20 protein-coding genes are annotated in these 20,359 nt (G+C 66.7%); 15 read left to right on the forward strand and 5 right to left on the reverse strand.

Going from position 1 to position 20,359, the window contains the following annotated elements; all coding sequences use genetic code 11:
- Nucleotides 1-10: 10 nt before the first annotated feature.
- Together ACOHWE_RS12935 and ACOHWE_RS12940 are read right to left on the reverse strand one after the other, a co-directional pair.
- The gene (locus ACOHWE_RS12935) at nucleotides 11-1,570 is read right to left on the reverse strand and encodes an acyl-CoA carboxylase subunit beta (RefSeq protein WP_420666922.1); all 1,560 of its coding nucleotides are present in this window, start codon (nucleotides 1,568-1,570) and stop codon (nucleotides 11-13) included.
- A 59-nt stretch (nucleotides 1,571-1,629) separates the two neighbouring features.
- Nucleotides 1,630-3,414 (reverse strand): acyclic terpene utilization AtuA family protein, encoded by a 1,785-nt coding sequence (locus ACOHWE_RS12940; RefSeq protein WP_420666924.1) that lies wholly within the window; start codon nucleotides 3,412-3,414, stop codon nucleotides 1,630-1,632.
- Nucleotides 3,415-3,539: 125 nt separating this feature from the next.
- Here ACOHWE_RS12940 and ACOHWE_RS12945 point away from each other — a divergent pair, with 125 nt between their 5' ends.
- Nucleotides 3,540-4,163 carry a TetR/AcrR family transcriptional regulator gene (locus ACOHWE_RS12945; protein WP_420666925.1) on the forward strand — a complete coding sequence of 208 codons (624 nt, stop codon included), beginning with the start codon at nucleotides 3,540-3,542 and terminating at the stop codon, nucleotides 4,161-4,163.
- A 140-nt stretch (nucleotides 4,164-4,303) separates the two neighbouring features.
- Here ACOHWE_RS12945 and ACOHWE_RS12950 read toward each other — a convergent pair whose 3' ends face one another.
- On the reverse strand, nucleotides 4,304-4,846 hold the full coding sequence (locus tag ACOHWE_RS12950; RefSeq protein WP_420666927.1) for a winged helix DNA-binding protein: 543 nt from the start codon (nucleotides 4,844-4,846) through the stop codon (nucleotides 4,304-4,306).
- A gap of 311 nt (nucleotides 4,847-5,157) precedes the next feature.
- Here ACOHWE_RS12950 and ACOHWE_RS12955 point away from each other — a divergent pair, with 311 nt between their 5' ends.
- The 14 genes from ACOHWE_RS12955 (at nucleotide 5,158) to ACOHWE_RS13020 (ending at nucleotide 17,605) form a co-directional block, all read left to right on the forward strand.
- The gene (locus ACOHWE_RS12955) at nucleotides 5,158-5,706 is read left to right on the forward strand and encodes a CHAP domain-containing protein (protein WP_420666928.1); all 549 of its coding nucleotides are present in this window, start codon (nucleotides 5,158-5,160) and stop codon (nucleotides 5,704-5,706) included.
- Nucleotides 5,707-5,952: 246 nt separating this feature from the next.
- Nucleotides 5,953-6,861: a LysR family transcriptional regulator gene (locus ACOHWE_RS12960; RefSeq protein WP_420666929.1), complete on the forward strand. Its 909-nt coding sequence runs from the start codon at nucleotides 5,953-5,955 to the stop codon at nucleotides 6,859-6,861.
- Between the two features lie 177 nt (nucleotides 6,862-7,038).
- Nucleotides 7,039-7,725, forward strand: a complete 687-nt coding sequence (locus ACOHWE_RS12965; protein WP_420666931.1) for a glutathione S-transferase N-terminal domain-containing protein — start codon at nucleotides 7,039-7,041, stop codon at nucleotides 7,723-7,725.
- Between the two features lie 341 nt (nucleotides 7,726-8,066).
- Nucleotides 8,067-8,711 carry a prephenate dehydratase gene (locus tag ACOHWE_RS12970; protein ID WP_420666933.1) on the forward strand — a complete coding sequence of 215 codons (645 nt, stop codon included), beginning with the start codon at nucleotides 8,067-8,069 and terminating at the stop codon, nucleotides 8,709-8,711.
- Nucleotides 8,708-9,124 carry an acyl-CoA thioesterase gene (locus tag ACOHWE_RS12975; protein WP_420666934.1) on the forward strand — a complete coding sequence of 139 codons (417 nt, stop codon included), beginning with the start codon at nucleotides 8,708-8,710 and terminating at the stop codon, nucleotides 9,122-9,124. Before ACOHWE_RS12970 ends, ACOHWE_RS12975 begins: the two co-directional genes overlap by 4 nt.
- A gap of 39 nt (nucleotides 9,125-9,163) precedes the next feature.
- Entirely contained in the window at nucleotides 9,164-10,360 is a 1,197-nt protein-coding gene (locus ACOHWE_RS12980; RefSeq protein WP_420666936.1) for an acyl-CoA dehydrogenase family protein, read from the forward strand.
- Nucleotides 10,361-10,434: 74 nt separating this feature from the next.
- Entirely contained in the window at nucleotides 10,435-10,980 is a 546-nt protein-coding gene (locus tag ACOHWE_RS12985; RefSeq protein WP_420666938.1) for a hypothetical protein, read from the forward strand.
- Entirely contained in the window at nucleotides 10,977-11,648 is a 672-nt protein-coding gene (locus ACOHWE_RS12990) for a M23 family metallopeptidase (RefSeq protein WP_420666939.1), read from the forward strand. Before ACOHWE_RS12985 ends, ACOHWE_RS12990 begins: the two co-directional genes overlap by 4 nt.
- A gap of 78 nt (nucleotides 11,649-11,726) precedes the next feature.
- Nucleotides 11,727-12,278 (forward strand): gamma-glutamylcyclotransferase, encoded by a 552-nt coding sequence (locus tag ACOHWE_RS12995; RefSeq protein ID WP_420666941.1) that lies wholly within the window; start codon nucleotides 11,727-11,729, stop codon nucleotides 12,276-12,278.
- A gap of 208 nt (nucleotides 12,279-12,486) precedes the next feature.
- Nucleotides 12,487-13,932 (forward strand): SLC13 family permease, encoded by a 1,446-nt coding sequence (locus ACOHWE_RS13000; protein WP_420666942.1) that lies wholly within the window; start codon nucleotides 12,487-12,489, stop codon nucleotides 13,930-13,932.
- Between the two features lie 107 nt (nucleotides 13,933-14,039).
- The gene (locus ACOHWE_RS13005) at nucleotides 14,040-15,341 is read left to right on the forward strand and encodes a vanadium-dependent haloperoxidase (RefSeq protein WP_420666944.1); all 1,302 of its coding nucleotides are present in this window, start codon (nucleotides 14,040-14,042) and stop codon (nucleotides 15,339-15,341) included.
- 80 nt (nucleotides 15,342-15,421) lie between these two features.
- A complete protein-coding gene (locus tag ACOHWE_RS13010) occupies nucleotides 15,422-16,465 on the forward strand; it encodes a hypothetical protein (RefSeq protein ID WP_420666946.1) in 1,044 nt (347 codons plus the stop codon).
- Between the two features lie 2 nt (nucleotides 16,466-16,467).
- Nucleotides 16,468-16,923 (forward strand): hypothetical protein, encoded by a 456-nt coding sequence (locus ACOHWE_RS13015; RefSeq protein ID WP_420666948.1) that lies wholly within the window; start codon nucleotides 16,468-16,470, stop codon nucleotides 16,921-16,923.
- 157 nt (nucleotides 16,924-17,080) lie between these two features.
- The gene (locus ACOHWE_RS13020; RefSeq protein ID WP_420666950.1) at nucleotides 17,081-17,605 is read left to right on the forward strand and encodes a DUF2938 domain-containing protein; all 525 of its coding nucleotides are present in this window, start codon (nucleotides 17,081-17,083) and stop codon (nucleotides 17,603-17,605) included.
- Between the two features lie 75 nt (nucleotides 17,606-17,680).
- Here ACOHWE_RS13020 and ACOHWE_RS13025 read toward each other — a convergent pair whose 3' ends face one another.
- Both ACOHWE_RS13025 and paaZ read right to left on the reverse strand, forming a co-directional pair.
- Nucleotides 17,681-18,256 carry a flavoprotein gene (locus ACOHWE_RS13025; protein ID WP_420666952.1) on the reverse strand — a complete coding sequence of 192 codons (576 nt, stop codon included), beginning with the start codon at nucleotides 18,254-18,256 and terminating at the stop codon, nucleotides 17,681-17,683.
- Nucleotides 18,253-20,337 (reverse strand): phenylacetic acid degradation bifunctional protein PaaZ, encoded by a 2,085-nt coding sequence (gene paaZ / locus ACOHWE_RS13030; RefSeq protein ID WP_420666953.1) that lies wholly within the window; start codon nucleotides 20,335-20,337, stop codon nucleotides 18,253-18,255. Before paaZ ends, ACOHWE_RS13025 begins: the two co-directional genes overlap by 4 nt.
- Between the last annotated feature and the right edge of the window lie 22 nt (nucleotides 20,338-20,359).

Consider the following 20,359-nt stretch of genomic DNA (forward strand, 5'->3'; position numbering starts at 1 on the left):
TTTGCCCTCGTCAGAACCGGCTGACGCCGTAGGAGTTGGGGTTCAGGCGGCGGGCCCGTGCTTCGCGGCAGGTTTCCAGGCAGAAGCCCAGTACTTTGCGGGTGTCGCGCGGGTCGATGATGCCGTGGTCTAGGCAGCGGCCCGAAGTGTAAAAGGCGCTGTGCTGCCGGTCGAAATGCGCCTTCAGCGCCGCGCTCTGTTTGGCCAGGCGCTGTTCGTCAATTTCTGCGCCCTGGCGCCTCGCGGCGGCGCGGGCGACCATGTTCATCGTGCCCGCCGCCTGTTCGCCGCCCATCACGCCGGTGACCGCATTGGGCCAGGCGAACAGGAAATCGGGCTCGTAGGGGAAACCGCTCATGCCGTAATTTCCGGCTCCGAAGCTGGCTCCGATATATAGCGTGATGCGGGGCACATCTACGTTGGTTACTGCCTGGATCATCTTCGAGCCGTGCTTAATCATGCCGGCCTGCTCATACTCCGTCCCGACCATAAACCCGGTGGTATTGCTGAGGAAGACCAGCGGCGTGCCCGCCTGCCCGCAGAGCTGGATGAACTGTGCGGCCTTGCTGGCGCCCGCCGGGTCGATCGGGCCGTTGTTGCCGATCAGCCCCACCGGCATGCCGTGGAGATGCGCCTTTATGCAGACCGTCGCTGCCCCGTAGCCCGGCTTGAAGCCGCTGAGCCGGGAGCCGTCCACGATGCGCGCGGCGACCTCTTGCACGTCATAGGGCGTGCGGTAGTCCAGTGGCACCACCCCGGCGAGGTCCCCGGGCGGCAGGACCGGCTCGTCGAAGCCCGGGCGGTTGTCCGGCGGCAGGGAGCCGTTCCAGTCCAGATCGCGCATCACGCCGCGCGCCAGGCGGATCGCGTGGGCATCATCCTCGGCGAGGTATTCCACCAGGCCGGAAACGCTGGCGTGCATCTCCGCACCGCCCAGCTCGCGCTCGTCGGCCTGTTCGCCCGTGGCGGCGGCCACCAGCGCAGTGCCCGCCAGCGCCGCCAGCCCGTTCTTCTTCACTCCGATCACGTAGTCAGACATACCGGGCATATAGGCTCCGCCCGCGGTCGAAGGCCCGTGCAGCACTGCAATCGTCGGCAGGCCCGCGGCGCTCAGCCTCGCGAGGTTGCGGAACACCCGGCCGCCAAATGCCCACTGCTCCACCTTGTAGTCCATCAGGTTGGCGCCTGCGCTCTCGACAAGGTGGATCACTGGCAGCTTCTGGCGCAGGGCCAGCTCCTGCGCGCTGAGGATCACGTCGGCGGTCATCGGCCCCAAGGCGCCCGCCTTGATGCCGCTGTCGTCCACCCAGATCAGGCAGCGCACGCCCTCGACGTAGCCGATGCCGATGATCGTGGAGGAGCCGGGCACAGACGTTTCGGGATCGGACGTGTCCACCAGGTAGCCCGCCAGCGCGTGCAGCTGCAGGAAGGGCAGACCGGGGTCCAGAAGCCGCGCCAGGCGCTCGCGCGGGGTGAGCTGGCCGCGGCCGTGCATCCGCTCGCGGCGCTTTTCGGACAGGGCAACCGGGCGCGCCTCAAGCGCGCGCAGCTCGGAAATCTTCTCCAGCATCTCCTTTCGGTTCTTACCGAACACGGGGCTTTCAGGATCGATTTGACTGGCAAAGGCCATCAGCCCGCCCTCCGACTTGGGTTGGAAACCAGACCCGCTGGAACCGCCACCGGCAGGGACAGCAGGCGTTGGGCAAATCCCTTGCCCTGGCTGTCGTTGCGCAAGCTGGCAATGCCGCCGCCGTCCAGGGCATTGTGCATCAAGATATTCATCGCAGCGGTGCCCGGCAGGTAAAAACGCTGCACCGCCCCTTCGGCCAGCCCCTTGAAATGCGCCGCCACCGCGCCGGGCGTCAGCGCGGCCCAGATCCACGGGAGGTATACGGGCACGCGGGCCATCACGCCGACATTGGCAGCATCCCCCTTGTCCCCGGAGCGCGCGACGGCGAGATCCTCCAGCAGGACGGTGACCATTTCTTTGCCTGTGGCATCGGCCACCGGCGGCTCCGGCGCCGGCGGGTGGCGGTCCGAAGCTGCGGCGGATTTTGCCTCAAACGGAACCGGCGCGCCATCGAGCGTGACCGTGACCTCCGGCAGGTCCGCGGGGACCAGGCTGGAATGCAGCGCCACCACCGGCGAGGGCTTGGGCCGCCCTGCCCCGGTGAAGAAATGCAGCCCCGGAGGGGTGGCCAGCGCCGCACCTATCAGCTCTTTCAGAAACAGCGCCACTGCGGCCGCATCCTGATGCTGGACGGCGGCGGTCATCGCGACTTCCTCGTAATCCCCCTCCCCGGTCCGGCCGCCGAAGCATTCGATGCTCACCTTGTCAAAGCCCGGGGCGTTCAACGCTGAAAGCTTCGCCGCCACACGATCGAGCACCGCCTGCGCATAGGCCCCGCCCTTGGCGCGCGCGCCGCGGCCATTGAAGTTCAGCACCTGTCCTGCCCGGAATCCATCATGCCAGGTTGTCGAAACCTTCAGTTTGCCGCTGGGGGCCCGGCCACGGGCACCGGAGACCTCCACCCGGCCCGGCCCAACTTCGCGCAGGGTCACGCCGGAGAAATCGCAGATCACGTCGGGCAGGAGGTAGGCCTGCGGATCGCCGATCTCATAAAGCAGCTGCTCGCCCACGGCTTCGCGCGTGACCAGCCCGCCGGTGCCCTCGGGCTTTTCGATAGTGAAAACGCCATCAGCGCGCATCTCCGCTACCGGATAGCCAATCGTGGCGAGACCCGGCACGAACTCCCAGTCGGTGAAATTGCCTCCGGTCGCCTGCGGTCCGCATTCCAGCAAGTGGCCGGCGAGCGAACCGGCGGCCATCAGGTCCAATTGGTCCGCCTGCCAGCCAAAGGCGTGCATGCAGGCCGCGAGCGTCAGCGCGCTGTCCGCGCAGCGGCCGGTGATCACGATACCTGCGCCCGCCTCCAGCGCCGCTGCCATCGGTCCGGCACCCAGATAGGCGTTGACCGACAGCACTTTGTCGCGCGGAGGATAGGCCGCGCCGCTGAACATATCCGGCGCTTCTGCCACCGTTTCAATCCGGCCGCGCAGGTCATCGCCCTCCACCACCGCGACCTTCAGAGAAAGACCTTGCCTCTCGATCTCTGCCCGCAGCGCATCGGCGCAGGCCTGCGGGTTCATGCCGCCCGCGTTGCTGAGCACCCGGACACCGCGGTCCGCTATCGCGGCCAGGTTCGGCGCCATCGCATCGCGGACGAAATCCGCGGCATAGCCCGTCGCCGGATCCTTGGCCCGGGCCCGCGCCAGGATCGAAAGCGTGATCTCGGCCAGGTAGTCATAAACCAGCACATCCAGCGCCGGGTCCGTCAGAAGCTGCGTGGTCGCATGGGACGCCTCGCCCCAGAAGCCGCAAGCCCCCCCGATCCGCAGGGTGTTCCGCGTCATGTCGTCCTCCCGCTTCTCCGGTGCTCCAAAAATAAAAACCGTTTGGTCGGTATTTTTCGTATTGAAGCAAGCCCGGTCAATTGCCACCCTTGTGTGACGCCGCGTCCAACAGCTACTTGACCAGCATGACCGATCCCAATTCCCCGCCGCAAGCCGAACCCTCGAAACACGAGCAGCGCTCGGCCGCCATGCGGGCGCGCATCTGCGAGGCAGCGGTCCGCTGCCTCGACATGCACGGCTACGCCGAAACCACGCTGGGGCGGATCCAGGCCGAGGCGGCGGTGTCGCGCGGGGCTCTGATGTATCATTTTTCCGACCGGCACGACATTATCGCGGCAACCGCGGCGCGCCTGCTCGGGCAGTCGCTGCGCCCAATCGAGGCGCGCAAGGCCGCGGCCGGGCGGATCACCGCCCGCTCGCTGCTGCAGGAGATCTGGGAGCGGGTGGTGAACACCGCAGGCGGGCGTGCGATGCTGGAAATTCTGGTCGCCTGCCGGACCGATGCGGTGCTGAACCAGCGGCTGGCGCCGCAGCTGCGCGAGTGGGACCGCGCCAGCCTGGCCTCCATCACCGGGCTGTATTCAGGTGCAGGGCAGGCGCCGGACGATGCCGAAGTGCTGTGGAGCATTGCCCGCTCCTTCGTGCGCGGATTGATCATACACGAGCAATTCGTCAGTTCGCCCGAGTATCTGCACCGAATGCTCGCGCGCTTTGCCGATCTGATCGAACCTCAGCTTCAGTTGCGTTGACCGGGCGGCGGAAGACAGCTGCCGCGACGCGCTGCAGTTGCTGCGCGCCGATGGCGGCGGTTCACTGGTGCGCAGCGGCCGGGCCTGAGGCGCTGTTTCGCCCCCCGCAGCGCTACCTGCCCGGGCTCCGCGGGCCGCGGCTACAGCGACGCTGCCGAACGGGAGGCTTGGTCGTATAGGCCGGATATGCTGCGCAGCACCCGCGCCACGTGGCGGATCTCCTGGTAATCGCGGTCTGTCGCCTCCGCCGACTCAAGAAGACAGGTCTTGCGGATGTCGCGGTAGGCGGCGCAGACCTCCTTGCCGCGTTCCGAGGTGGAATAGAACATCTCCTTGCCGACCTTGCGGCTTTGCACCAGCTCCGCCTTAGCCAGCTTCTTTAGTGAGTAGTTCACCGTATGGGTGTCTTCGATGTTAAGCATGAAAGCGATGTCGCTGAGCCGCTTCTCCTTGCTGCGGTGGTTCACGTTGTGCAGCACCAGGATGTCGAGCGGGTTGAAGTCCTTGTAACCCACCGCCTTCATGCAGTGCATCATCCATCTCGAAAAGGCATTGTAGGTCATCGTCATCGCATATTCGAGCTCGCTGAATTCCCAGCCGGTGCCGTCTCCGGCGAGGTGGTCCGAGGACACAATCGGCGTGCCCGAGAGCGCAGGCCGCTCGGCCTTGGGGGTCTTTGTCATGGCGTCCGTCCTCTCTGCTGCCGGATTGTTCCGTGCCGGGATATCAAGAATGCCGGGGAGAAACCACGCCGAAATGCCGGCGAAACGCTGACATCAGCCCGCCTTAAAACGCCGGAACAGCCGTGAAACCGGGACCCGCGACAGTACTCCGCAGGGGTCCGCGGCAAAAGACATGTCAATCGTGCACGCTGATGGCGGTTTTTTGCCGGCCCGCCGCTCAGCAGCACCCGGGCTGCATCAAGAAGCTCGCCAAAACGGATCGGGTTCTTTATCCGCTTGGTTAAAAATTTACCAACAGACCGAGGGACCACATGCCTGAATCACCCGCCCGCAAGCCGTTGCGCCTGTTGCCGCTACTGGCAGCGGGCGGGATTTTTCTTTCCGCCTGCAGCCCGCAGCCGGAGGGTGTCAGCCGCCGCGAGCTCGACCCCGAGCGGGTGGCCTTTGCCGTCTCCGAAGCCGAGACCCTGCGCGCCCGCGGCCACAGGGTCTGGTGCGTGCCGTTTGCCCGCAACGCCAGCGGCATCAGCATCTACGGCAATGCCAAGACCTGGTGGCAGCAGGCTCAGGAGGGCTTTGCCAAACGGCAGAGGCCTACGGTCGGCGCCGTGATGGCCTTCCGCGCCACTCCCTCGCTGCCGCTTGGCCATGTCGCGGTGGTCTCGCGCGTTCTGGAGCCCCGCAAGATCCTGATCGACCACGCCAATTGGCACCGCAACAGGGTATCGCTCGGCATGGCTGTGATCGACGTATCGGAAGATAACGACTGGTCCGCAGTTCGGGTGGAAAGCCACCCCGGCGCCTTCGGACGCACCTACCCGGTGCGCGGATTCATCTCGCCCGCCCCTCAGAACAGCTAGGGCGGCCTCCTGCGTCACGCGCCCGTGGAACAGCCTTCCGCCGGCGCTCCTGCGCCAAAATCCCGCGCCGCGTGGATAAGCTCTTGGAAACGCTGCCTCTCCGCAATACAACCTTAAGGAGAGGGGCGGGAGACCCTTCTAAGGCGCCCGCGCGCACAGCCGCCGCCAACGCCCGGGCCGTCTGATTTTCTTTCCGGGGCCTGCCGCCCGACTGGCCAGGCGCCAGAACGCACGAAGGGTGAATTAATGGACATTCAACAACTCAAGACATTTGTGACCGTCGCGCGCGAAGGCAGCATCACACGCGCCTCGGAGCTGCTGTTCCGCAGCCAGCCGGCCGTCAGCGCCCATATTAAATGCATGGAAGAAACCCTGGGCCTCACCCTGTTCCAGCGCACCCCCCGCGGCATGACGGTGACCGAAAACGGCCAGCGCCTTCTGAGCGAGGCACGCCAGCTTCTGGACAAGCATCAGCGGTTTCTGGAGGAAGCCTCCCGGCTGCGCGGCTGCCTCGCCGGGCAGCTTTGCCTGGGGGCCGGGCGGCATTCGGGCACCGAGGTGGTGAGCAGCCTGCTGACCGCCATGTCCCGGCAATTTCCCGACGTGAAGGTGGAGCTGCAGAACCTGAGCTCCTCCGATGTTCTGGAGGGCATTCGGCGCGGCACCATCGACGCCGGGTTCTTCACGGAAACGGGTGAGGATCTCAGCGGCTTCTCGGCGCTGGAGATTTCCAGTTTCTGCGTCTACCTCGCCGCGCCCGCGGGCCTGCTGCCCGCCGGGGAGAAGACCGACTGGGCCAAGCTGGAGAATCTTCCGTGGATTTTCCCTGCTAGCTCCTCTTGTTGCGGGCGGCTGGCACGGGAGCTGCTGGAGGGCCACGGGCTGAACCCGCGGCGCATCATCCATGTGGACGATGAAACCGTGACCCGCACGCTGATTGCCAGCGGCGCCGGTGTCGGCTTGGTGCACAGCGGCTCAGGGGGCGCTCAGTCCGCGGACGGCGGTCTCGTTCTGTTGCGCGAGCTGCGCCAGTCCGCCCGCGTGCTGTTCGCGCATCTCGCCTGCCGCCAGCAGGATCCGGTGATCGCGGCGGTCCGCGCCATTCTCGCCGCCCGCCCCGGTGCCGGCGCGGCGGGTGCAGAACAGGCCGCCTGATCCGAGGCACCCGTCCGAAGAGCCCCCAGCTTACCGCAGATTCACGGGGTACGGCGGTGCCGTGCCCCGCAGCTTTCCGTAAAGCCGCCGCAAACGCCGGAAAACCGTACATTATCCCCATTGCATCACCCGGAAAATATTGCACCCTGACGTCATTATTCAACCAGGGAGAAATAGATGACCCGGATTCTCTACAGCCTCTGCGGTGCAGGCGGCGAACATTATTCGCCGCATGTTTGGAAAGTGATCATGGCACTGGAGCACAAACAGCTAGAGTATAAGCTGGAGCCGGTCACCTTTGCCTCCATTCGCGAAATTGAAGGCGGCCGTTTCACCAGCGTTCCGGTGCTGAACGACAATGGGACTGTATTAGGAGACAGTTTCAAAATCGCCGTGCACCTGGAGCGCAAATACCCAAGCGCCCCCAGTCTTTTCGAGGGCATCGGCGGCATTCAATTGTCACGATTTGTGGAAAGCTATTGCAAGACTATGCTGCACCCGCCGCTATCGGTGGCGGCGGTGATGGACATGTACCGTCTGATGAGCGAAGCCGACCGCGCCTACTTCCGCAGCGCGCGCGAACAGCGGTTCGGCAAAACCCTGGAAGAGGTGCACGAAGACCGCGGCCGTGCCCTCGGCACCCTGCCGGATCAGTTGGCCCCGGTCCGCGACCTGCTGTCGGACCGGGAGTGGCTAGGGGGCGAAAAGTCCTTGTTTGCCGACTATATCCTGTTTGGCACCCTGCAATGGTATCACGTCTGCTGCCCGGGTGCGCTGCTCGGCGCTGCTGACCCGGTGCAGCGATGGTTCGAGCGCTGCCTGGATCTATTCGGCGGGTGTGGCCGCAGCGCCCGGGCAGCTTGAGCACTGCCCGATCTCCCTTCGCCTTCCGTCCGGACGCACCAGAAGGCGCCGCCCCCGCTGCGGTGCCTTTTCGGCTGCGCCTGCCGCCGGCCTGCGCAGTATTAGCCTTACCCCTTCACCGATTCCGAGGGGAGCTATCAGTTTTTTTGAATTGTTTAGAATCCCCCGCTCGGCTTCCATAACCCGCAAGACCCGGATTCGAAATCACCGGAAACAGATCAAACTCGTTATATTTAACCCGAAATCCCGCGCTGCCATTTAATTCCGCGAGGCAGCCCGGAAGTTTCCGGATTCGGAATTTATGTTTCTTTTCTTGTGCCTTCCGAAGGACTGCCTGTGTCATGAACGTCCAAATTGAAACTCCTGCCTATAACAGCTCAATTTCATCCGAAGCGGAATATGCTTGGGTGGGCCGTATTCACACTCTGGGGCCATCCGGGACGAATTGCGAAAAGGCCGCGTTGGCCTGGGCCGGGCGTAAATGCCCGAATGCCGCGGTCTCCCTGCACCGCTCGATGGAACAGGCGGCGAGCGCGGTGGCAGGGGCACCTGGTTCGGTGCTGCTGAGCGTGGTGGCCTACCCGCAGCTGCATTCGATCATCTACGAGCATCTCGGCAATCTCAGGCTGATCGACGTGTTCATCATGAACACCGACAACATGGTGCTGGCCTCCTCGACCGGGGAGATGCCGGTGCTCTGCGCGACGCATCCGGCGCCGGAGAAGCTGCTGCCGCCGTCGATGCAGCGGATCTATGCCGCCAGCAACGTTCTGGCGGCGGCGGAGTGTGCCGAGGGCCGCGCGGATGGCTGCATCACCACGCTTCGCGCGGCGGAGCGATACGGCCTCACCATTCTGCGCAGTTTCGGCCCGGTGCCGATGGGCTTCACCATCCACGGCCCCTGCCGCCAGCCCACCACCCGCAGCGCGGCGCCCGCCCGGGGGCCGCGCAGTAACCTTTCCAGCCAACAGGAGCAACCTTCATGACCCAACGCGCATTCGAGACACCGATCGACATCCGGTACCGCGACACCGACTCCATGGGCCACGTCAGCAGCCCGGTCTACTACGATTACATGCAGTCAGCGTATCTGGAATACATGCACAATCTTTTGGAGCTGCCCAAGTCGCAGAAGCTGCCGCACATCATGGTGAAGACTTCCTGCGATTATGTCTCCCAGGCGATGTACGGCGAGAAACTGGTAGTGCTGAGCCGGGTCACCAAGTTCGGCAGCAAGAGCTTCGAGATGTCGCACGAGATGCGGCTGGGCGGGGCGGATGGGCGCATCGTGGCGAAGGCGGGCTCGGTTCATGTGATGTTCGACTACGAAAAGCAAGCCACCTACCCGGTGCCGGATGCCTTCAAGGCCGCGGTTGCCGCCTTTCAGGAAGGCAACTGAGGTGCATGAGATGCAAGTCACCGTAAAAGGAGCGGCATGATGGATCTGCAATGGAGCGGCGCGCAGCAGGCGATCCGGGCGGAATACGCCTCGATCGCCTGCCGAACCGACCAGGACGAGCTGCGTCTCGGGCGGCGGGCCTTCGACCAGCGCACCTGGGATCAGCTGACCAGCGCCGGGCTGTGGCAAATGATCGTGCCGGAGGAGTACGGCGGCCGCGGCCGCAGCTGGTGGGATTTCACCGCAGCGCTTGAAGGCCTGGCCTCGGGCATCCGTGCGCCCGGGCTGCTGCTGTCAGTGATCGCGCAAGCCGGCATGGTGCGGGCGCTGGACCTGTTCGGCACCCCGGCGCAGAAGCGCGAATACCTGGGCCGCATCCTGCGCGGCGAGCTCAGCGCCACCGCCATCGCCGACCCCGACACCGGCACCGACGTGCGGGCGACCTCCTCGGTGCTGAGCCCCGGACCGAACGAGACCTTCGTGCTGGACGGCGCCAAGTACAATATCGCACACGCGCCGGTGGCCAGCTTCACCCTCGTGGTCTGCAAGCTGGCCGGGCATGACCGCGACGGCACCGCCCTGGTGCTGCTGGATGCGGGAAGCGAGGGGCTGCACACCGGCCCACCGGACCGCAAGCTGGGCAATCTGGACCTGCCGACCGGACCGATGCGTTTTGACAGCGTGCCGCTGCACTATGGCAACCTGCTGGGCACCCCCGGCGAGGGCCTGCGCAACCTGGTCAGCATCGTCTCACTCGGCCGGCTGTATTATGGCCTTGCCGCTGCCTGGCTGGTGGAGCCGATGCTGGCGGCGGCGATGGACTACGCGCGTGAGCGGCAGACCTTCGGGGTGCCGGTGATCGAGCATCAATACGTGCAGAAGAAGCTCACCGATCTCAGGATTGCGGCGGAAACGGCAAAGTGGACGGCCTATGGCGCGCTGCACCAGCTGCTCACCGGCGCGCCCGAGGCGGCGATGTCCTGCTCGATTGCCAAGCTGGCCGGGGCGGAGGCGGTCACCGAAGGCGCGGTGGATTTGCTGAAGCTCTATGGCAGCAAGGGCTACCACGAGGGCGAGGTGTCGACCTTCCTGCGCGATGCGCTGGCCTTCTGCAGCGTCGGCGGGACCGAGGAGATGCACCGCCGCAATATCATCGGCCAGATGACCCGGCTGCACGCCAAGAGCAAGCGCGACGTTGCGCCAAAGGCGCGCAAGCGGGCGCTGGAAACCGCCTGAACAGGGCGGCTGCCATAGCCGCGCAGGGGCGCCTGCTCCGCGCGCGGCTGTTTCTTCAACAGAGAGAACCGGATATGAACTGCAAACCCCATCTCGCGGGCCTTGCGCTCGCGCTGCTGCCGGCCGCGCCTTCCCTCGCCGTCGACAGCCCCCAGCGGATGTTCACCCGCATCGACTGGCCTGCCGCCGCCGAAGCTGCGGCGGCAGCCCGCGCGCAGGACGCGGCAACCCTCGACGCCTTTGCCGCGGCTGGGCCGGATGGTCTGGAGGAGACCCGGCTGCCGGTGCTGATCCTTGGCGCCGAGGCCAAAGCCTCGCCGCCGCTGTTTGCCAGCCAGGGCACGGCCTACGCCGCCTATTACACGCTGGAGGGCGCACAGGTCAGCGTTCTGGGGGCGCATTCGGTGGTGGACGCTCAGGGCGAACTTGAAGTGCACCATGAAACCGGCGCTTACGAGTCCACGGGGGACGGTGCGGACTACAGCCTCGCGCGTTTCGGCGCCTTCTATACGTTGCGGATCACCTGCGACCAGCCCACGAAGGACCCCCGCTGCATCGAGCCCGCATACCTGACCACTCTGGCGGAAAGCCTGATCGCCGTGAAAGGACCCGCAGAATGATCCGGACCTATGTTCTTGCAGCGGCCCTGGTCCTCGGGCACGCGGTACAGGCGGACGAACCCGCGCGGTTCCTGGAGCCCGGCGATCTGATCGAAGATACCGGCACCGGCGTGACCAGCACCAGGGTGTTCTTCCCGGATATGCGCTTCCCGCTGGAAAGCGGCCCGGCCTATGCCAATTCGCATGCCTACGCCCCCGGCGGCTTCAAGGGCGGGGGCGGCAGCGAGTGCGATCCGGTGAACTACTCCTACCCTTGGCGCGACAACTTCTGCGAGTTCCGGCGCGCCGATCTGCCGCTCTGCGCTTCCGGAGGCCACCAGGGCCAGGACATCCGCCCGGCGACCTGCGAGGCCGGCAAGCACTGGGCGGTCGCCGCCGCGGACGGCGTGGTGGCGCAGGTAGGCCGCTTTGCCGTCACCATCCAGTCGCCCGCGGGCACGCTCTACCGCTATGTGCACCTCGACATGGAAAGCCTCCAGGTGGAGCCGATGGACCGCGTCTCCAAGGGCGACCGTATCGGCAAGGTGTCCAACAGCTGGCTTTCGGAGCTGCCGGTACATCTGCACTTTGACGTTAAGGACACGGTCCGTGCCGGCGGCCGTGTGAAGTCGGTATTCCTGCCGCCCTACACCAGCCTGGTGCAGGCCTATCAGGCCATCGAGCCCTGAACGCTGCACCACGGCGGCCGGAGCGCCCTCCCCCGCGCTCCGGCCGCCTGCATTTTGCTAATTGAAAGGAGCCTCAGCATGCCGGAACAACTTTGGGTCTTCGGCTACGGATCGCTGATCTGGAACCCGGGTTTCCATCCCGCCGAACAGGTGCCGGCGCGGCTCGACGGCTGGAAGCGGCGCTTCTGCCTGTGCTCGCTGCGCTACCGCGGCACCTCCGAGCAGCCAGGCCTGGTGCTGGCGCTGGACGCAGCGCCGCGCGAAGCCTGCCACGGAGTTGCGCTGGCGGTGCCGCAGGGGCAGGAAGAACCTGTCCTGGAGGGTCTGCGCGCGCGTGAACTGTTCAACCCGGCCTACCGCGAAATCACCACCCGGCTCGCCCTCCGCGACGGGCGCGAGGTGACTGCGCTGACCTATGTGGTGAACCGTGAACACCCGCAGTATTGCGGTTTCGAGCGCGGCGAGCAGGCCCGGATCATCGCGGCCGCCGCAGGTGAAAAGGGCCCCAATTGCGATTACCTGTGGAACACCGCCGCGCATCTGCGCAGCCTTGGTATTGCCGACCCTGACCTCGACTGGCTGTCGGACCGCGTGCGCGCCTTGCACGCAGGAACCCGGCTCCCGGCCTGACCCTTTCCGGGTGCCGCACGGCACCACGCAACTGCGCGCCGCCCGCTGCGCAGAACCAAAAACCCTGCCAGCGGGATTCGTCCAGGCCGCTGGCGGCCACCCCTCGAAAACCGTGAGCCCCCAGCTCGGATAAAACGATTGGATTTGGCGCCGCCCGCACACCCATAACCCGGAGACAGTTCACTTTTGCCGGGAATTAGAGGCCGCCATGACAGATCATACCCAGACCAGCGCCCCGCCGCACCTCAACCCGCTTGCCGCCACGCTGCACAGGTTCGCCCGCAGCAGAACCTTCTGGGGGATTGCAGGCTCTGCTGCGGCCGCCGCCGCCGCCGCGGCGCTGGCCGCCGCCTACCTGCCTCCCGGCATGGCGCTGGCTGCAGCGCTCTCCACCGGCTGTCTCGGCCTTTGGGCCAGCGCCGCGGTGCCGGAATACTGGACCGCGCTGGCCTTTTTCCTGGCCGCGGTTGCCACTGCTGCGGCCCCGGCCGAGGTGATCTTCTCCGGCTTTCATTCCTCCACCTTCTGGCTGCTGTTCAGCGGACTGGTGCTGGGCGCGGCCATCAAGCACACCGGGCTCGACCAGCGTGCCGCGGCGCTTCTGATGCGACTGCCGTTCAGGACCTACCCGATGCTGATTGCTGGCATCACCGGCTGCAGCATGGCGCTTGCCTTCCTGGTGCCCTCCTCGATCGGCCGCATCATGATCCTGATGCCGGTAATCTCGGCCCTGGCCGGGCAGCTGGGCTTTGCGGCCGGCGCCAAGGGCCGCACCGGAATGCTGACAGCCGCGGCCTTCGCCACCTTCGCGCCCGCCTTCACCATCCTGCCCGCCAACGCGCCGAACATGATCCTCGCCGGTATGAGCGAGACCCTCTACGGGGTTGAGATCTCCTATTGGACCTATCTGAAGCTGCACTTCCCGGTTCTGGGGCTGCTGAAATCGGCGCTCATTGCTGGCCTTGTGCTGGTGATGTTCCCCGACCGCCTGCCGGAACGGGGCGAGGCGCGTCCCGAAGCGCCCGCGCCCGTCACCCTGCCGCAATGGCAACTGATGGCAATCCTGGGCCTGTGCCTGGCGCTGTGGCTGAGCGACGAGCTGCACGGGATCTCGCCCGCCTGGATCGGGCTGGCGGCGGCGCTTGCCTGCCTGTGGCCGCGCGCCGGGCTCACCGCACGCGGAGCGGTCAATACCGACCTCAGCTATGGCGCGCTGCTGTTTGTCGCGGGCATCATGGGGCTGGGCGCGGTGATTGCTTCGGCCGGCCTGGGCGAGGCGCTGGTGGCCGCCGCGGGCGGCTTCGCCGGCTTCTCGCCAGAGACCCCTGTGCGCAACCTCGCCGTGCTGACTGGCCTGTCGACGCTGGTGGCCATGGCCACCAACCTGCCCGGTGTGCCCGCGGTGATGACGCCGTTGGGGGCCGACCTGGCGCAGGCCACCGGACTGCCGCTGCAAACCGTGCTGATGACTCAGGTGCTGGCCTTCTCCAATGTTTTCCTGCCCTTCCAGGCGCCGCCGCTGGTGGCCGCGATCCAGGCCGGCCGCATCCCGGCCCGGGCGGTGGTCCGGATGTGCCTGATACTGTTTACGGTGAGCCTCCTGGTGCTGGTGCCGCTGGATTTCCTATGGTGGCGCGTGCTGGGCGTGCTCTGAGCGGTCAGGGCGCAAGGAATCCTGAGGGCCGCCCTCGGCACTTCCGAATTGTGCGAACCGCGGATGCGTTTCTACCTATAGGTATTTCTGACTTGCGAGGTAACACGATGACGGCACGAACTTCCTGGCTGCGGGGCATCGCCTGTAGCGCGGCGCTGGCCCTGGCGATGAGCGCGGGCAGCGCGCAGGCCGAACTGGCGGCAGAGTGGCAAGGCGCCGCGATGCAGCTGATCAAACAGGCGAAATGGCCCGGGCCTCAGCGCCAGCGCGCGCTGGCAATCCTGCACACCGCGATGTTCGACGCAGCAAATGCGGCAGGCGGCAACTACCAGGCCTACGCCTACGACGGCCCCGGCGGTCCAGCGGAGGTGCGCGAGGCTGCGGTGACGCAGGCCGCTCTCACGGTGATGCAGACGCTGATACCGGAACGCGCCGAGGTATTGCAACAGATCGCCGACAGCCATCTGGACGCCGCCGCCAGCCCCGAAATCCTCGGCCAGGGCATCGCGCTTGGCCGCGCGGCCGCCGAAGCGGTGCTTCAGGCGCGGCTAGAGGATGGTGCTGATTTCTCCGCCGACTTCACCCCGGCCAAGGCCGCGCCAGGCATCTATCAGCCGACCTCCGAACGGGCGATGGCCGCGCCCCGGATCCGGCACATGACGCCCTTCGTTCTGTCCTCCGCCGACCATTTCCCGGTGCCCCCGCCGCCCGCCCTCGACAGCATGCAGTTCCACCGCGACCTGGCCGAGGTGGCCAGGCTCGGCGGTGCCGCTCAGGAGGCTTCCGAAGAAGTGACCACCATTGCCAAGCTGCATGCGGGCTCCGGTTCGGGCGCCTGGAACCAGATCGCGCTCGGCGGCAGTGCGCGCTGCGGGCTTGATCTGCTGGAGGAGGCACGGCTGCTGGCCCTGCTGAACCTGGCACTGACCGATGCGCTGGTGGCCGGCTTCAACGCCAAGTATGAATACGCCTTCTGGCGTCCGGAAACCGCAATGGCGGCGCTTGGCAAGGGGTTCGAGCACCCCGAACTGGCACCTGGCACGCCTTGGTCCTCCCGCATTCCGGCCCCGATGCACCCCGAGTACCCCTGTCAGCACTGCACCAGCGGCAGCGCTGCGCAGGAGGTGATGGAGTCAGTCTTCGGCGACGGCGAATTCAGTTTCACCTTCACCAATGGCAAGGGGCTGGAGAGGGACTACACGAGCTTCCGGCAGTTTGCCGAGGAGGAGGCGGAATCGCGGGTGCTGGCCGGCGTGCATTACCGCCGCTCCAACACTGTGGGTGACATGCTGGGCCATCAAATCGGCACCTACATCGTGCAGAACGCCCTGCAACCGCAGAACGGCGCGGGTACCGCCGAGTGCACGCCGGGCGAATTGAGCAATGTTTCCTCGAAGCTCTCCTACTGATGCTGATCGCCATGCCGCCTGCATACCGCGGGCGGCATGCTCTCACCCTTGCAAACCTCTCCTTAGCCCCAGGGGGAAGCGTGACACCGGATTGCCGGCCATTCCTGCCCATTGCTGCAGCAGCGCTGCTCTGCGCCGCCCCAGCTGCCGCACATGAGGCATGGCTGCTGACGCCGGAAGAGGTGTACAAGCTGTCCCTCGCCCCGGTGCCAGCGCTGTTTTTCGACCGGCAGGCGCTGATGCTGGTGGCGCTGGCCGCAGCGCTGGCGGTTTTCGCCGCGCTGCTCCTCGCCGAGCGCGCCCAGCCCGCGGCAACGCGCGTGCTGAGGCCGCTGCACGATGCGAGTCCGGATTTTGGCCCCCTCGCTTTGCGGCTGGGCCTTGGACTCACCATCGGGCTGAATGCGCTTGGCGGCCTGCCGCGCCACGGCACCGCGCGCTGGAGCGAGCCCACGCTCTTCGTGCCCGACATGCAGCTGTCGCTCGCGCCGGGCTGGGAATGGCTGGCGCCCGCCGCCCTGACCGCAGCCGCGCTGCTGCTCGCGGGTCTTGCCGTGCGCACCGCTGCTCTGGGGGTGATTGTGCTTGTGCTCCTGGGCGCCTGCGCCTTCCCGGTGGACTTCCTGCTCTACTACGCACCGCATTTTGCGGCACCTGCGCTGCTGCTTCTGCACTATGGCGGCGGCCGGTTTGGGTTGGATGCGAAGCTATCGGGATCGCGACAGGCCCGCAACGCCAACGCAAATGCGGTCTGGACCACGGCACAGGTTCTTTCGGGTGCCGGCTTTGCGCTGATTGCGGTCTGCGTCAAGTTCCTCCAGCCCACTCTGCTGATCGCAATCCTCGATCACGGGGGCCTGAGTTTCTTTGGCCTGCCGCAGCCCTGGACAGCGCTGTTCATGATGAGCATCGAGCTCCTGGCCGGTGTCCTGCTGGCAATGGGGCTGCTGCTGCGGCCCGTCGCGCTCTTCCTGATCGGCGCGTTCACCTTCTTCGCCATCGTCCTGCAGGAGTCGCCGCTCCTGCACGGCAATCTCTACGGGCTGTGTGTCTTTCTGTTCCTGCACGGCGGCCGCAGCCCGGGCGTGCTGCGATTGCGCCAGCCCGGGGCGGAGCGTGCCTGAGGATGCCGCCGCGCCGTCCCCTGCGGCAGCTGGCAGCCACCGCGCTCATAGCCTGCTGCCCGCTGCTCGCGCTGGCGTCATGGCTGCCTCAGGCGCAGGAACTGCGGCAGCTGCCGCACCAATTGTTCGTGACTCTGCCCGGGGACAGCCCGGCGCTGTCGCTGGCCGCGGTTCAATCCTCGGGCGGCGCCTGGCACCTGGAAATCAGCGCCCCGGGTTTCACTTTCAGCGGGCTTTGCGCCCTCGATCAGAATGGTGCGCCCGCGGGGCATGCGCATGTCTTCAAGGGAAGCGAAAAAATCGGCACCGCCTACCAGCCGCTTTTCCCGCTGGGGCCTCTCCCGCCCGGCACCCATCGCTACACCGTTTCGCTGCGCGCCAGCGATCACCGCGTCCTGGCCCGCCCGCAGCGCCGCGGCGCGCTCTCACGCAGCGTGACGGTTACTGTGCCGGACTGACGGGACGCCCACGGAACGGCCGCCGAACCCTCAGAAAAACCGCTGTTTTTCCTCAGCTTATCGAATTGGCCAGCGCCAGTCCCCCTGCCTTAGGCTGAACCTGCACGCGCCGGGCGGCGCCCGCGCGGATCATTCCCCAAGCAGAGGAGCAAAAACCTTGGCACAGCAGATGGAATTGGCGGCACGGATCGTGCTGACGGGATTGGGAGCCACGCTTTTTATGGATATCTGGGCAGTGGCGGCGGAGGCAATGTTCGGAATTCCGCAGAGCAGCTTTACCATGGTCGGCCGCTGGCTCGGCCATATGCCGGAGGGCACGTTCGTGCACGATAGCCTGCGCAGGGCAGCGCCCGTACAAGGTGAGGCCGCGATCGGCTGGAGCGCCCATTACCTGACAGGCGTGTTGCTTGCCGCCCTTTTCGTAGCTGCGGCGGGCAAGGACCAGCTCCGCCACCCGCGGCTGGCGCCAGCGCTGCTCTTCGGTTTAGTGACGGTGGTGATCCCCTTCTTCGTGTTGCAGCCGGCCACCGGCGCAGGCTTCATGGCCTCCAATAAACCCGACCCGGATTTCGCCCGGCTGAAAAGCCTGATGTCGCACATCTCCTTCGGGCTGGGGCTCTACCTCGCCGCCTGGGTGCAGGCGCGGCTTGTGCGGATGCGTGGCCGGACCGCGGCCTCCTGAGCGGGAACAAAAAAGGCCTGCCGCGGAGAACATGCGCGGCAGGCAGTACAGGGGAGGACAACCGGGGAACGCTGGTCAGCCCGGCTGCGGCAGGCGGCTTTTCAGGATCGCCACCACTTCAGCCGGTTCCGGCAGCGACTGGTGGCCGTGCATCTTGTTCAGAAGCGGGTCGAAATTCTCCCGCCAGACCGGTTCGAACACTTCGTAGCCGTCCTCCCGGATGCGGGCGACGTTGCGCTTCACGGCCGGCTTGCTCCACATCGGCCCGCCCATCACGGGGAAAAACAGCACCGGGAACTCCGCCGCCAGCACCACCGTGGTCAGCCGGTTCAGCGAGGAGCCGCAAGCCACCGCCGAAAGCGTATTGGCGGTAGCGGGCAGAACCGCCAATATGTCGTGCTCGGCAGCGATCTTGCCCGGCTTGTCGGTGGCCCAGTCCCTGGGGCTGTCGCCGCAGATCAGCCGGTCCACGAAGAGCGCCACACTGTCCATGTTGAGGAACTTGGTGGCGGTGGGCGTGAACAGCGCGGTAAGCGAGCAGTCGATCGTATTCTTGATCTCGCGCAGGTAGAGCGGCAGCAGCATGCTGTCGAGCGAGCCGGTAATGCCGATCAGGATGCGGGGTTTGTCTGCGGGGGTGGCGGTGTTCATGAGACAAGGTCCTTCTGGTCAGTCTTCTTGGTTTCGGGAAGCGGCTCCACGGCGCGCTGATGCGGCCACTCAGCGGCCACCAGGGTCAGCAGATCGAAGCTCGCCACACAGCGGCCGGCACCGTTCAGCACGCGGCAGTCCCAGCACACCTCGCCATGCCCGGCAGCAGAGGCGGGAGAAATCCTCTTGCAGGTGAGCCGCACATGCAGCCGGTCGCCGAAATAGACCGGCGCATGGAAGCGCAGGTTGTCGGTGCCGATGTTGGCCAGCACCGGACCCGGGTCGGGATCGACGTAGAGCCCGTTGGCAAAGGCCACCACCAGCTGCCCATGCGCCACCCGGCGGCCGAAGAACGGATGCAAGCGGGCGGCCTCCTCGTCCATGTGGGCATAAAAGCGGTCGCCGGTCAGATGCGCGAACTGCTCGACGTCGTCCTGGGTGATTTCCCGCGCGGGCGTAACGAAACAATCGCCTGGACACAGCTCGGACAGGGGTTTGCGGAATGGGTGCGTCCCTTCCTGCGCCGGTGCGCCCTCGATCCATTGGCCGGTGAGTGCTGATACAAGCTGCGGCGGGCCGTCCAGGTCGGTTGCGGTCAGATAAGGGTCGAGCAGCGTGTCGAGATCCGGCGCCGCGCCGGGGGCACCGGGGGTGCCGGGCGCCAGCAAAAGGCCCGCATCCTGCCCACTTCCCGACAGTGCACCGCCGCGGATGCGCACCGTGCCGCCCGCGGCGGCGAGGCAGACCGCGGCCTCGCGCGCGGCGGCAGCGTCATCGCTGTACATCACCGCTCCCAGCGAACAGGGCGCCCGGGCAGCCAGCGCAAAGGCGTCGCACAGGCTGTCGTACGCAATCACGGTCGCAGCCGGGCCGCGCACGCAAACGCGGTGCACCGCCTCCGCCTGTTGCGGGTCGCGGCAGCGAAGCAGCACCGGGTTCAGGAAGGCGCCCCGCTCGGCATCGCCCGAATGCAGCCGGACGTCCTCCAGCGTGCCGGCCGCGGCTTCGCATTCCGCAGACAGCGCGGCGAGCCGGCTGCGCGCTTCCTCGCGCCTGCGCAGGGAAACCAGCGCGCCCATACGGGAGCTGGGATCGTCGGGCAGGCCCACCGGCAGCGCCCTCAGCTCCGCCGCCAGGGCTGCGGTGACCTGCTCTTCCAGCCCCCGCGGCACCAGAATGCGCCGTACGGCGCCACGGCGCTGGCCCGCGTTCACGGTAATTTCCTCCACTACGCCGCGCAGGAACAGCCCCTGCGCCGCGGAGCCGGGCAATGCGTCCGCGCCGAGAATCGCGGCACTGAGCCCGCTGGTGCAGGCCCGGAAGGCCACACGGCCCGACACCACCGCCGGGTGGCTGCGCAGCCGCCGCTCCATCTCACGGGGGCCCGAAAAGGCCACGGTGTCGCCACGGCCCAGCTGCTCCAGCACCTCTTCGGCCGAAGCGTGGACAAGCTGCAGCGCCCCCGGCGGCAGCAGCTGCGACTGTTCAATCAGCCGCACCAGGGCCTCGGCCAGGAACGCAGTCTCGCGGGCTGGCCGCAGGATGCAGGGCATGCCCGCAATCAGCGCCGGGGTGATCCGGTCCAGCGCGTCGCGCACCGGGGTATCATAGCAGGTGATCTGCACCGCCACCCCTGGCCGCGGGGTGAGGATGCGCTGCACCGGGCCGCCGCGCTGCCCCCGCTGCAGCACCGTCTGGTCAGGCAGTGCCGGCACTGCGGCCGAAGCCACCGCCTGCATCGTTCGAATGCCGCCCTGGATATCCAGTTTGCCGTCGCGCCCGGTGGCCCCTGCCGCCAGGCTGTCGCCGGAAAGCCGGGCGGCGTGCTCATCCAGGTATTTGGCGAGCGCCTTCACCATCCGGGCCCGCGCGTGGAAGCTTTGCCGCCGCAGTGCAGGGCCGCCGCTCTGCCGCGCCCACACCACCGCCTCGGCGATGTCATCCGCGGCGCCTGCAAGCACCGCATGGGGGTGGCCGAGCGCCGCATGAAGCAGCACTTCCTGCTGCGTGGTCCCCGCCTGCCAGACTCCCCCCACAAAGCTTTTCAGGATACGCGGTTCCATCGCTTGCATGATGAGCATTCCTCCTGCCGGACCCGGCGCT

The organism is Cribrihabitans neustonicus (assembly GCF_048820895.1).
Classification (GTDB): domain Bacteria; phylum Pseudomonadota; class Alphaproteobacteria; order Rhodobacterales; family Rhodobacteraceae; genus Cribrihabitans_A; species Cribrihabitans_A neustonicus.

Excerpts from the sequence above, each read along its gene's own strand:
- ACOHWE_RS12960 (WP_420666929.1), top strand. The coding sequence starts at position 5,953 with ATGGACATTCAACAACTCAAGACATTTGTGACCGTCGCGCGCGAAGGC.
- ACOHWE_RS12950 (WP_420666927.1), bottom strand. The coding sequence starts at position 4,846 with ATGACAAAGACCCCCAAGGCCGAGCGGCCTGCGCTCTCGGGCACGCCG.
- ACOHWE_RS13000 (WP_420666942.1), top strand. The coding sequence starts at position 12,487 with ATGACAGATCATACCCAGACCAGCGCCCCGCCGCACCTCAACCCGCTT.
- ACOHWE_RS12945 (WP_420666925.1), top strand. The coding sequence starts at position 3,540 with ATGACCGATCCCAATTCCCCGCCGCAAGCCGAACCCTCGAAACACGAG.
- ACOHWE_RS12990 (WP_420666939.1), top strand. The coding sequence starts at position 10,977 with ATGATCCGGACCTATGTTCTTGCAGCGGCCCTGGTCCTCGGGCACGCG.
- ACOHWE_RS12975 (WP_420666934.1), top strand. The coding sequence starts at position 8,708 with ATGACCCAACGCGCATTCGAGACACCGATCGACATCCGGTACCGCGAC.
- ACOHWE_RS12965 (WP_420666931.1), top strand. The coding sequence starts at position 7,039 with ATGACCCGGATTCTCTACAGCCTCTGCGGTGCAGGCGGCGAACATTAT.
- ACOHWE_RS12955 (WP_420666928.1), top strand. The coding sequence starts at position 5,158 with ATGCCTGAATCACCCGCCCGCAAGCCGTTGCGCCTGTTGCCGCTACTG.
- ACOHWE_RS12985 (WP_420666938.1), top strand. The coding sequence starts at position 10,435 with ATGAACTGCAAACCCCATCTCGCGGGCCTTGCGCTCGCGCTGCTGCCG.
- ACOHWE_RS13005 (WP_420666944.1), top strand. The coding sequence starts at position 14,040 with ATGACGGCACGAACTTCCTGGCTGCGGGGCATCGCCTGTAGCGCGGCG.
- ACOHWE_RS12935 (WP_420666922.1), bottom strand. The coding sequence starts at position 1,570 with ATGCTGGAGAAGATTTCCGAGCTGCGCGCGCTTGAGGCGCGCCCGGTT.
- ACOHWE_RS12980 (WP_420666936.1), top strand. The coding sequence starts at position 9,164 with ATGGATCTGCAATGGAGCGGCGCGCAGCAGGCGATCCGGGCGGAATAC.
- ACOHWE_RS13025 (WP_420666952.1), bottom strand. The coding sequence starts at position 18,256 with ATGAACACCGCCACCCCCGCAGACAAACCCCGCATCCTGATCGGCATT.
- ACOHWE_RS12940 (WP_420666924.1), bottom strand. The coding sequence starts at position 3,414 with ATGACGCGGAACACCCTGCGGATCGGGGGGGCTTGCGGCTTCTGGGGC.
- ACOHWE_RS13015 (WP_420666948.1), top strand. The coding sequence starts at position 16,468 with ATGCCGCCGCGCCGTCCCCTGCGGCAGCTGGCAGCCACCGCGCTCATA.
- ACOHWE_RS12995 (WP_420666941.1), top strand. The coding sequence starts at position 11,727 with ATGCCGGAACAACTTTGGGTCTTCGGCTACGGATCGCTGATCTGGAAC.
- paaZ (WP_420666953.1), bottom strand. The coding sequence starts at position 20,337 with ATGCTCATCATGCAAGCGATGGAACCGCGTATCCTGAAAAGCTTTGTG.
- ACOHWE_RS12970 (WP_420666933.1), top strand. The coding sequence starts at position 8,067 with ATGAACGTCCAAATTGAAACTCCTGCCTATAACAGCTCAATTTCATCC.